The sequence below is a fragment of the Streptomyces sp. NPDC006743 genome (assembly GCF_040703815.1).
Classification (GTDB): domain Bacteria; phylum Actinomycetota; class Actinomycetes; order Streptomycetales; family Streptomycetaceae; genus Streptomyces.
The window spans coordinates 1-10,460 of sequence record NZ_JBEYJA010000102.1 but is presented as its reverse complement, the minus strand read 5'-3'; the positions used below and the strand labels follow the sequence as shown (position 1 = coordinate 10,460).

Genomic DNA, 10,460 nt, shown 5'->3' with positions numbered 1-10,460 from the left:
GGAACACTTAGGGAGCCCCGGAACGGCCGTCCTCACAGCGGACAAGGGCACGTCAGCGCCGTCGCGCCGTGTCCCTGGCGGCTCGGCGACCGCGGCCCCGCACAGCCCCTCCGGGCCCGCGCCCACCGTGCGGGCCCGCCACCGTACCCAGGCCCGCCGGGCCCAGGAGCCGTCATGCGCACTCGCCCCACCAGGCCTCTTCCCGCTCTGTCCGCCCGCCGGCGCGGTGCCGTCGGCGCCGTCGCCCTCACCGCGCTCCTCGCCCTCGCCGGCTGCTCCTCGCACGGCGGCACGCAGGCCGGCCCGCGGCCCACGCACAGCCTCTCCGACGCACAGGCCGCCGCCGTGCCCGACGAGCGGGCGAGCCCCGCTCCCGCGGGCCCGCCGGCGCGGCCGGACGCGCCGTCCAGGCCGGCCGCGGGACCGGTCGTGCCCGACGCGAGGCTCACCCCGGCGACCGGGTCGTTCACCGCCCAGGAGAAGAAGTACCTGCACGGCCGGGTGCCCGCGCACATGGACCCGGCCGCCGTGCTCCAGGTCGGCCAGGAGGCCTGCCAGCGCATCGGGCGCACCGCCGCCCACGACAAGGACGCCGCCGTCGGCGCGCTCATCACCGGGGAGGTGCCGAACGCGGACGCGGCGATCGACCAGCTCTGCCCGGCGCTGAAGCCCCTGCTGGCCACGGCCGCCACCGGCTTCCCCGACGGCACCCGAAAGAACCCGCGGCCGGGCAGCTACCGGGCGCTGACCGGCACCGGCACCGGCTGCACCTGGCAGGCCCTGGGCGCGGACGGCAAGGTGCTGGCGTCCGGCCCCGGCACGGGCGGCGCGAGGAAGGTCACCGCGAAGGTCCCGGCCGGCACCCGCACCTTCGTCACCTCCGGCTGCTACGCCTGGCTGCCCGCGTAGGACCGCTCGTACACGTCGAGGAGGGTGCTCAGCACCGCGTCCATGGAGAACGCCTCGGCGGTGAGCCCCCGGGCCGCCGCCGACGCGGAGCGCCGCGCGGACGGGTCGAGCAGATCGAGCACCGCGGGAGCGATACCGTCCGGGCCGCTCACCACGCGCCCGGCTCCGGCCCGCTCCACGTCACGGGCCAGGCCGTTGGAGCCGGTCACCACCACCGGCGTGCCGACGGCCATCGCCTCCAGCACCGACATCGGGAACGGTTCGTCCACCGAGGGCAGCACGTAGACGTGTGCGCGGCGCAGTTCCTCGGCCATGCGGGTCCCGGTGAGCGGACCCGGGCAGCTCACCTTCCCGGTGAGCCCCAGCTCGGTGATGCGCCGCCGTACCGCGGCGAGTTCGCCCTCGTCGGGACCGGCCACCACGAAGGTCGCCTCCGGGTGCCGGGCCAGGACGGCGGGGGCGGCGTCCACCAGGTCGACGGGTCGCTTGCGCGCCTGCAGCCGGGCCGCGTACAGGATGCGCGGCGGGCCCTGCGGGCCGGGGCCCTCCGGCTGCGCGGGGACGCCGTTGACCAGGCGGACGGCGCGTCCGAGGCCCGGCTCGCCCACCACCGCGTTCAGGTCGTCCAGTTCACGGGTGGTCAGGTGCAGCACGGCGTCGGCGCCGCGCAGCACCCGGCGCACCGCGACCGCGTCGAGGAGCCGGGCCGAGCGCCGTTCGCTCGGATCGACCATGCCGTGCGTCTGCAGGACCAGGGGCCGTCCGGCGCGCAGCGCGGCGAGCGCGACCGGCAGCGTCACCAGGTCGCGTGCGAGGTGCACGTGGACCACGTCGGCCCGCCGCACAAGCCGGTGCGCGCCGGCCAGGAGTGCGGGCGAGGTCAGGCCGCTGAACCCGAGCGGCAGGACCCTGCGCGCCTGATGGAGCCGGGCGGGCACGCCCTCCACCTCCTCGGGCAGCGGCCGTCCGAAGCCGTCGGCCAGGGCGGTGAGGCGGGCGTCGTGTCCACGGGCGCGCAGGCCCCGGCAGAGGTTGAGGGCGACGCGGACCGGGCCGCCGAAGGCGTGGGTCGTGCTGTGCAGGGTGACCGCGTGCAGCACTCTCACGCCGGCTCCTCGACGGGGCGGCGCCGGTTGTCGGCGGTGTGCAGGGTCCGTGCGGGCAGGTCCTCGTGGAGGACGGCCCCGGCGCCGACGACGGCGCAGCGGCCGACCGTCACCCCGGCCAGGACGGTGGCGCGGGCGGCGATCCAGGCGCCGTCGTCCACGGCGATGGGCGCGTTGCGGTAACGGAAGTCGGCGGCGCGGTGGTCATGGCCGCCGGTGCACAGCAGGGCCTCCTGTGACACGCACACGTGGGCGCCGAGGGTGACGGGCTCCAGGTTGAGGATCCATGCCCCCTCCCCGATCCAGGTGTGGTCGCCGACCGTCAGTTTCCACGGCCACAGCACCCGCACCCGGTGCCGGACGAGCACTCCCGTCCCGATCTCGGCGCCGAACGCGCGCAGCAGGGCCGTCCGGACGCGGGCCGGGGTGAACCATGCCATGAAGACGGTGTTCAGCACCGCGAACCAGAGCGCCTGGACGAGCGGGCCGCGGCCCTTGTCGTAGCCGGCCAGTGTGAAGGCCGTGAGATCACGCATCGGTCCAACCCCCCAACGGCGCCTCCCCTGACGCCGCTCGGCCCACTCTAGTCGCTGACCGTTCCCCGCAGGGCCGCCGTCAGTAGACTGCGGCGGGGATCTTCTCGGGGGCGGGGGCGCCATGACGCAGCAGACGGACCGGAGCGTGACGGCGGCGCCGCGGACGCCGGTGGCACGGACCGCGGGCCGGGGCGGGCGGGGCTCGGGCCCGCTGCCGCCGTTCTCCCCGCGCACGCTGCTGTCCCGGGCGCTGTCGGTCCCGCTGGTGCTCGGTTTCTCGGTGTTCCTGCCGCTGCTGGTCCTGGTGCAGCCGGGCACGGGTCTGCGCGACTCCGCGCTGTGGATGCAGCTGGCGCTGACGGTGTACGCGGGCGTCCGGCTGTCGGCGATGATCCTCACCAGCCGCCGCAAGCTGCTCGCCGCGTCGTTCTGGCTGTTCGTCTACATGGCGATGGGGGTGGCGCCGCTCGCCCAGGCGGTCCTGGGGCGCACACCGACCCCGGTGGTGGGGGCGCGCACCGATCTGACCGAGGCCGTCTCGCTGGTCCTGATCGGCTGCGTCGCCTTCGACATCGGTGCGCTGCTGGCCCGCCAGCGGCCGCGCCGGGAGCGGGAGGAGGGGCGGCGCCCGGCGCTGGTGCACCGCCGCCGGCTGTACCTGCTGACCCTGCTGGCCTTCGCCGGCTCGGCGCTCCTGGTGGTCAGGCTGGGCGGGCCCGCGGTCTTCTTCACCAGCCGTCAGGAGATCATCAGCAGTGTCCAGGAGGCGGGGCTCTCCCAGGAGGACTCGCAGGCGGGCCAGGCCATCGTGCGCGGCCTGGGCACCGTGCCCGTCCTGATCGCCTGGCTGGTGTACACGCGGTGGCTGGTGACCTCGCGGCGGGCCCGTCGCTCGCCGGTCGTCATCGCCGTGTGGCTGGCGCTGGCCGCGGTGAACGCGGTCGTCAACAACCCGGTCTCCAACCCGCGGTTCTGGTTCCTCACCGTCCTGTTCTCGATGCTGTTCACCGTGTTCCCGGTGAGCGCGGCGCTGTACCGGATCGCGCTGAGCCTGGGTGTGGTGGTGGCGCTGATCGTCTTCCCGTTCGCGGACCGGTTCCGCTACGACGACACCAACTACCGTCCGCTTCAGACGACTTCGCCCCTGGAACCGCTGGCCGTCAAGGACTACGACCAGGTCGGCATGTTCGCCAACACGATCACCTTCGTAGGGTCGGGGCGCGGCCACACCTACGGCCGCCAGCTGGCGGGCTCGGTGCTGTTCGCGGTGCCGCGGTCGGTGTGGCCGGGCAAGCCGATGGACACCGGCGTGGTGGTCGGCCAGTGGATGGGGGCGACGAACACGAATCTGTCGTCGCCGGTGTGGGCGGAACTGTGGATCGACTTCGGTCCGGCCGGCATGGCGGCGGGGTTCGTGGGGCTCGGGTACGCGGCGGCGCGGGTCGACCGCCGCTATGCGCGCCGGGCGGTGCGGCGGGCTCCGCCGGGCAGCCTGATCGCGCTGACCGTGCCCCTGGTCGCCGGGTACTCCTTCATCCTGCTGCGCGGGCCGCTGCTGCAGGCGTCGGGGCGGGTGGCGATCGCGGTGTGCTGCATCGCGCTGATCACCACGTTCCGGCAGGACCGGACGGCCGGGCTGCGCTGAGCGCCGCGGGCAGAAGGGGAGTCCGATCAGCTCGCGGCGTCCGGTGCGTGCGATCGCAAGACGCCGGAAGGTCCTTGCCGCGGAGCTGTCAGGGCCTTTCGGCAACGCCGCGAGCGTGCGTGCCGGACGCCGCGAGCCGGGCGCCCCTTCTGTTCGCAGCTCTGAGGGCTCCGGACGGCAGGGGCGCCCGGCTCGCTCTCCCCTTCTGCTCAAGCTCTGCTTCTGCTCGCTCTCCCCTTCTGCTCGCTCTCCCCTTCTGCTCAAGCTCCCCTTCTGCTCGGAGCTGCGCGGCGGCCCGCCGGGCGTGCTCAGGGAGCGGGGAGGGCCGGGGTGGCCGCGGCCGGGGACGGCTCCCGGCCGGGCAGGCGGGCGACGCGGATCCAGGCCGCGGCCGCCTTGAGGGCGGACCCGGCGGCCAGCCCCCAGGCCGCGCCGAGCGCCGACCCGCTGACCATGTAGCCGCCGAGCATGAGGACGACCGACAGCAGGGAGAACACCACCTGCACCGACAAGGTGGCGCGCGGACTGAGCACGCGCAGGGTGACCAGGGCGCAGGTGCCCAGGCCCATCACCGCGTACTGCGCGCCCGAGGCGGGCAGCAGCGCGGAGGCGGACTGCCAGGTGGCGCCGAGGAGTTGGTGTCCCGCGCCGCCGGGCAGGGCGTGCAGCACCAGCCCCCAGGCGAGGCCGACGGCGCAGAGCGCGAGGCCGAGCACGGCGGCGGCGCGGGCGGTGGCCCGGCGGCCGCCGAGCCGGCCCAGCAGCGGCGGCCCGAACGCGTTGACCGAGTTGAACAGGACGTTCAGCGGGCCGAAGAGCGTGGTCGCCCCGCGCAGCGCACCGACCGCCAGCGGGGCGGCGAACAGGCCGAGGCCCAGCACGGCGAGCTGGCTGGAGGCGTTGCCCACGGCGAACTCCACCACGAAGCGCTGTCCGAGGTGGCCGCGGCGCGCATAGGGCCGAAGGTCCGTGCGGGTGCCGCGCACGTGGGGCCGCAGCAGGCGCAGGCCGAGCAGCAGCGCCGGCAGGGCCGACAGCCCCCACAGGGCCACGAGCAGTCCCGGCGCGGTGTGCCGGGGCTGGAGCAGCAGGACGGGCACCACGCACACCAGGCGCAGGGTGTCGGCGGCCAGGGCCAGGGCGGGGCGCCGCAGCGTGGAGAACGCGTACCGCAGCACGTCCTGCACCAGGACCAGCGGGAGGACGGCACCCAGGGCGAGGAAGGCTCCGCCCGGCCCGGCCCAGTCGCCGCGGGCGGCCGCGGTGACCGCGCCGGTGGCGGCGAGCAGGGCGCCGACGGCGGTGGCGGCCAGCGCGGTGAAGGAGACCGCGGACCGGCAGGCGGCGCCGGTGGCCGTGCGGTCGCCGCGGGTCAGGACGACGACCTGGCCCGCGTACGCCGTGTTGAGGCCGAGCAGCACGGTGAAGGTCAGGTAGACCATGGAGAAGGTGGCGAAGCCGTGCGCGGTGGAGACGCGGGCGGCGATCACCAGCACGGCGATGTTGGTGAGGCTGGACGCCGCCTGGTCGAGTACGGAGGCGAACACGGCCGTCGAACTCCGCGGCGGGCGGGGCGGACGGGTGGTCCCCGGCTGCTCGCCCTGGGCCGTCACCGGTCCCCCGAGCGGACGGTGCGCAGCGCGATCGTGGTGCTGCCGTCGTCCTCCGGGTGGTCCACGGGTGGGGTGCGGGGGCCGGCCGCGACGGGCCGCTGCGGCGCGCCGCGCGGCCCGTGGCGCCGGTTCCCGCGGCGGGAGGCGCCCGCCGCGGCCCGGCGCGAGGGGGTGTGCGTCACCGCGCCGAGTACGGTGCCGCCCGCGCCGACGATCAGTTCGCGGATGCGGACGAGGTCGGCGCGGTGCACGGTGCGCGGGTCGCAGACGATGAGCACTCCGTCGACACGGTCGACCAGGGCGAGGGCGTCGGCGTAGGCGAGGACGGGCGGGGCGACGACCACGACGGTGGCGTCGGGGTCGTCGGCCTCGGCGATCAGCCGGGTGGTGCGCGCCGAGGTCAGCGCGCGGGCGACGTTGCGCACCCGCTCGCCGGGGACGAGGCCGAAGGCGCCGGACTCGCCCGCGTCGGCAACGAGCTGGCCGCGGCCGGGCCACTCGCCGTCGGCGTCCTCGCCGGCGCGGCTCCAGCGGGGGCGGGAGGCGGCGGAGACGTCGAGCCGTTCGGCCAGGGAGGGGGTGCGCAGGTCGGCCTCGACGAGGGTGACGTCCTTGCCGGTCTCCGCGAAGGAGGCGGCGAGGTTGACCGCGACGGCCACGCTGGACTCCATGGAGCCGCGCGGGGCGACGACGAGCAGGCGGCGCCGGTCGGCGAACCTGTCGTCGTAGGCGAGCCGGAAGGCGATCGAGCGGTACTCCTCGGCCGCCCGGGAGTCGGTGCGGCCGACCACGAGGGCGCCGCCCGAGCCGCGCGGCAGCGCGCCGAGGACGGGGCCGCGCACCGCGCGGGCCACGTCCCCGGCCGAGCGGGGCGCGGGGTCGAAGACCAGGCGCACCCAGGCTCCGAGCAGGCCGAGGCCGATCCCGACGAGCCCGCCCAGGCCCAGCGAGAGGGGCAGGCCCGGCCCGTCCGAGGAGGTGGGGACCGTGGCATTGCGGATCACGTTGCCGGGCGTCATGTCGAGCGCCTTCAGACTGGTGATCTTGTTGCGCAGGTCGGTGATGCGGTTGAGCAGGTTGGCCTGCACGGCGTAGGCGGCGTCGGCGGCGGAGCCGTTGGGCAGTTGCTTGATCCGCCTGGAGAGTTCGTCGTTCTGCTTGGCGACGGGGTCGAGCTGGTCCTGGAGGCTCTTGAGCATGGAGCCGCGCACGGACTCCCACTGCTGTTTGCGCAGGTCGATGTAGGACTGGGTGAGGGCGTTGGCGCGGCGTGCCGCCTCCTGGGGGCGGGTCGCGGTGTACGTGAAGTGCAGCACGAGGGTCTGCGGCGGGTTGGTGACCTGGAGCCCGTGCTGGAGCCGGTCGATGCCGTCGGCGCCGATCCCCAGCTGTTTCGCGGCGCCCTCGGCGACCTTGCGGCTGAGCGCGGTCTGGCGCTCGGAGCCCATGTTGATCGTCTTGTCGCTGGAGAGGGTCGGCGCGAAGGGGTCGCTGGTGGGGGCGCGCAGCACGATGTCGGTGGTGGCCGCGTAGCTCTCGGCCCCGGTGATCCCGAGCCAGGCCCCGGCCAGCAGTCCGGCGCCCACGCCACCGCAGATCAGCCAGCGGTAGCGCAGCAGTTGGCGGAACTGCTCGCGCAACTGCTCCGGTTCGTCCTCCCCCCGGAGAGGAACGTGTGTGTCGCTCACCTGACCAGACCCCCCAAAGCCTCGTCGATCAGCGCGTCGATGCGCGCGAGACCCGCCTCCCGCGACAGGTGCGCGGCCACATGGCGCGGTCCCGCCGCGCCCAACTCCTCAGCGGTCGCCGGATCTTCGGCGAGTCTACGCACCGCGGAGAGAAACTGATCGGGATTCTCCGGTTCCACGACGATTCCGGCACCGGAGCGCAGCACCTCGCGTGCCGTGCCGCCCTCGGCGGCGACGGAGGCGATCACCGGGCGGCCGGCCGCGAAGTAGGAGGTGAGCTTGGAGGGGACGCTCATGTCGAGGACGGAGGCGCGCTGGGTCACGGCGAGCACGTCGGCCGCGGCCAGCACGTCGGGGAAGTCGGCGTCGTCGGCCGGGGGCAGGAACTGGAGGTTGGGCACGTTGTCGGCGCGGCGGGCGAGGTGCTCGCGCTGGTTGCCGTCGCCCATCAGCACGATCCGGGTGGCCGGGTCGCGGCGGGCCGCCTCGACCAGCACGTCCAGCCCCTGTTTGAGGCCCATGTTGCCGGAGTGCAGCACGACGGTCTGCTCCGGGCGCCAGCCCAGCCGCTCACGGGTGCGCTCCCGGGGCGCGGCGGGGGCTTGTATGTGCGACCAGTTGGGCACCAGGCGGATGCGTCCGGGGTCCACGCCCATCGCCCGTACCCGTTCGACGAACGTCTCGTGGATGACGCCGACCAGGGTGGCACGGCGCAGCACCCACGACTCCGCGCGCTCGGCCAGCTCGGCGCTGCGGCCGCCGCCGCGGATGCCGGACTGCGCGGCGGCGGCGCCCATGAGGTCCTGGACGACCGGGACGTACGGGGCTCCGTGCCGGGCGGCGATCCTGGCTGCGAGCACTCCCCCGGCCAGGCTGGGCAGTTGGGCGAGCACGGCGTCGACGCGGCCGGTGCGGGGCGGGGCGACGAGACCGTGGGCGAGGATCGAGCCTTCGAACAGGGCCCGGCGCAGGGCGCTCTGGCGCGCGGGCACGCTGTGCCGGCGGCGGTGCACGGTGACCCCGGCGCGCTGCTCGGTGGCCCGCCACACCCCGCGGTAGGCGGGATCGAGGCGCCAGGCCGGGTAGTGCGGGAGCCCGGCCAGGACGTGGGTGGTGTGCCCGCGGCTCGCCCAGTGCTCGGCGATGCCGGTGGCGTACGGCCCGATGCCGGTGTGCTCGGGCGCGTAGTTGGTGGACACCAGGAGCAGCCGGCGTCCGCGGTGGTTCTGTGTCACGGGACGAACCCTTCCCCCCGGCCGCCTGGGGCGGCCTCCCCTGTCTGTGGGCGTCTCGCGGGCCCCCCGGCCCTCGCCCTGTCGTGCAGTGAACCAGGAATCACCCTGATTGTTCACCCTTCCTGCACCGGACATGAACGCTATCGTCAAAGTTCGCGCGCCCTCCCGCACAGGGGGCGCGCCCTGGGGGCCGTCATCGAACGAGGGGGGCATCTGTGCCGTCGAGCAAGCCGTACCGCGTGGGCTACGCACCGGGCGCCTACGATCTTTTCCACATCGGGCACTTGAACATCCTGCGTCACGCACGTGCCCGGTGCGACTACCTGGTGGCAGGGGTGGTCTCCGACGAGATGGTCGCGCAGGCCAAGGGCAGGGCGCCGATGATCCCGCTGGTGGAGCGGCTGGAGATCGTCCGCAGCATCCAGTACGTGGACGCGGCGTTCGTGGAGACCGTGCCGGACAAGCTGCAGACGTGGAAGCAGGTCCGCTTCGACGTGCTGTTCAAGGGCGACGACTGGCGCGACACGCCGAAGGGGGAACGGCTGGAGCGGGACTTCGCCACGGTCGGCGTGGACGTCGTCTACTTCCCGTACACCGTGCACACCTCGAGCACCCAGCTGCGGCGCGCCATCGACGCGCTCGGCGGGACGCGGCTCACCGCCGAAGCGCGGACAGTTCCCGGAACCACTTGGTGAGGAAGGCGACGAGGAAGAGCGCGGCGGCGGCGGCGAGGGCGCTGTAGGCCCACCGGAAGGCCGTACCGCCGCCGAGCAGCAGGAACACCAGGCAGAACACCCCGTGGTCGACGGGGAGCAGGGCGACGGCCCGCGCCGTGGAGGGCGCGGCGCCGCCGCCCGGGGCCGTCTTCGGCTTGAGCTGCTCGGTGAGCAGTCCGCCGAAGAACGTGACGACGGCGGCGAGCTGGAAGCCGAGCGGCACCAGCAGCCAGCCGTCGGCCGCGGTCCCGAAGTGACCGGGGTGGCGGTAGAAGGTGATCAGCACGGCGGTGTGCAGTGCGGTGATCTTGGCGCAGTCGACCACGTGGTCGAGCCACTCGCCCGCCGCGCTGCCGCCGCCGCGCAGCCGGGCCAGCTGTCCGTCGGCGGAGTCGAAGGCGAAACCGACCGCGAGGCCGAGCCACACGACGGCACCCGCGTTCCAGGTGGGCGCGGCGAGCGCCGCCACCGCGACCGCCGCGAAGCTGAACGCCGCACTGACCAAGGTGACCTGATCTGGTGTCAGGCCCAGCCGGTACGCCCCCGCCGCGAGGTAGCGGCCCGCGGGCCGGTTCACGAACCGCGAATACAGCGAGACGCCCTTGGCGCTCTTCTGCGCGGACTTCAGCCGCGTCAGCGCCGACGTCGCACCCGTCATGCCGCTCATCGATCCCCCCGGACCTCACGACCCCACCGGTCGCTCCCCAGCGTCCATCATCACAGGCGCCGGGGCGTGCGCGGAAGATCGGGGCAGAAGCCGCGCCGGGCCGGGCCGGCCCGCCGCCGCTCGGGGCGCTTGCGGGCGCGGTGCGCCGCACTGGCCCGCTCCCGGATCGCGGCGGGGCGCACGAGCCAAGAGCTGCGAACAAAAGGGGCGCCCGGCTCGCGACGCCCGGCACGCACGCTCGCGGCGTTGCCGGAAGGTCCTGGTAGCTCCGCTACAAGGACCTTCCGGCGCCTTGCGATCGCACGCACCGGACGCACCGGACGCCGCGAGCTGATCGGACTCCCT

General features: G+C 74.7%; 9 protein-coding genes. 3 read left to right on the top strand and 6 right to left on the bottom strand.

What is annotated here, in order from left to right; translation table 11 throughout:
• The first annotated feature begins 174 nt into the window (after nucleotides 1–174).
• Nucleotides 175–909, top strand: coding sequence for a hypothetical protein (locus tag ABZ719_RS36470; protein ID WP_366729469.1), 735 nt, complete (start codon nucleotides 175–177; stop codon nucleotides 907–909).
• On the opposite strand, the gene ABZ719_RS36465 is transcribed toward ABZ719_RS36470, so the two are convergent.
• Entirely contained in the window at nucleotides 888–2,015 is a 1,128-nt protein-coding gene (locus ABZ719_RS36465; RefSeq protein WP_366729468.1) for a glycosyltransferase, read from the bottom strand. The two genes, ABZ719_RS36470 and ABZ719_RS36465, sit on opposite strands and share 22 nt — an antisense overlap.
• Nucleotides 2,012–2,551 (bottom strand): WcaF family extracellular polysaccharide biosynthesis acetyltransferase, encoded by a 540-nt coding sequence (locus ABZ719_RS36460; RefSeq protein WP_366729467.1) that lies wholly within the window; start codon nucleotides 2,549–2,551, stop codon nucleotides 2,012–2,014. The genes ABZ719_RS36465 and ABZ719_RS36460 overlap by 4 nt, the downstream gene beginning before the upstream one ends.
• 121 nt (nucleotides 2,552–2,672) lie before the next feature.
• Here ABZ719_RS36460 and ABZ719_RS36455 point away from each other — a divergent pair, with 121 nt between their 5' ends.
• A complete protein-coding gene (locus tag ABZ719_RS36455) occupies nucleotides 2,673–4,196 on the top strand; it encodes a hypothetical protein (protein WP_366729466.1) in 1,524 nt (507 codons plus the stop codon).
• A gap of 308 nt (nucleotides 4,197–4,504) precedes the next feature.
• Here ABZ719_RS36455 and ABZ719_RS36450 read toward each other — a convergent pair whose 3' ends face one another.
• The 3 genes from ABZ719_RS36450 to ABZ719_RS36440 form a co-directional block, all read right to left on the bottom strand.
• Entirely contained in the window at nucleotides 4,505–5,743 is a 1,239-nt protein-coding gene (locus ABZ719_RS36450; protein ID WP_366729465.1) for a hypothetical protein, read from the bottom strand.
• Between the two features lie 62 nt (nucleotides 5,744–5,805).
• Nucleotides 5,806–7,497, bottom strand: coding sequence for a lipopolysaccharide biosynthesis protein (locus ABZ719_RS36445; RefSeq protein ID WP_366729464.1), 1,692 nt, complete (start codon nucleotides 7,495–7,497; stop codon nucleotides 5,806–5,808).
• The gene (locus tag ABZ719_RS36440) at nucleotides 7,494–8,699 is read right to left on the bottom strand and encodes a glycosyltransferase family 4 protein (protein ID WP_366729470.1); all 1,206 of its coding nucleotides are present in this window, start codon (nucleotides 8,697–8,699) and stop codon (nucleotides 7,494–7,496) included. The genes ABZ719_RS36445 and ABZ719_RS36440 overlap by 4 nt, the downstream gene beginning before the upstream one ends.
• 248 nt (nucleotides 8,700–8,947) lie before the next feature.
• Between ABZ719_RS36440 and ABZ719_RS36435 the strand changes: the two genes are divergently transcribed.
• On the top strand, nucleotides 8,948–9,427 hold the full coding sequence (locus ABZ719_RS36435; RefSeq protein ID WP_366729463.1) for an adenylyltransferase/cytidyltransferase family protein: 480 nt from the start codon (nucleotides 8,948–8,950) through the stop codon (nucleotides 9,425–9,427).
• Here ABZ719_RS36435 and ABZ719_RS36430 read toward each other — a convergent pair.
• Complete coding sequence (locus ABZ719_RS36430) at nucleotides 9,387–10,106, bottom strand: CDP-alcohol phosphatidyltransferase family protein (protein ID WP_366729462.1); 720 nt, start codon at nucleotides 10,104–10,106, stop codon at nucleotides 9,387–9,389. The genes ABZ719_RS36435 and ABZ719_RS36430 overlap by 41 nt on opposite strands.
• Nucleotides 10,107–10,460 lie beyond the last annotated feature (354 nt).

Coding starts and splice junctions, on each gene's coding strand:
- ABZ719_RS36470 (WP_366729469.1), top strand. CDS start 175: ATGCGCACTCGCCCCACCAGGCCTCTTCCCGCTCTGTCCGCCCGCCGG.
- ABZ719_RS36460 (WP_366729467.1), bottom strand. CDS start 2,551: ATGCGTGATCTCACGGCCTTCACACTGGCCGGCTACGACAAGGGCCGC.
- ABZ719_RS36455 (WP_366729466.1), top strand. CDS start 2,673: ATGACGCAGCAGACGGACCGGAGCGTGACGGCGGCGCCGCGGACGCCG.
- ABZ719_RS36430 (WP_366729462.1), bottom strand. CDS start 10,106: ATGACGGGTGCGACGTCGGCGCTGACGCGGCTGAAGTCCGCGCAGAAG.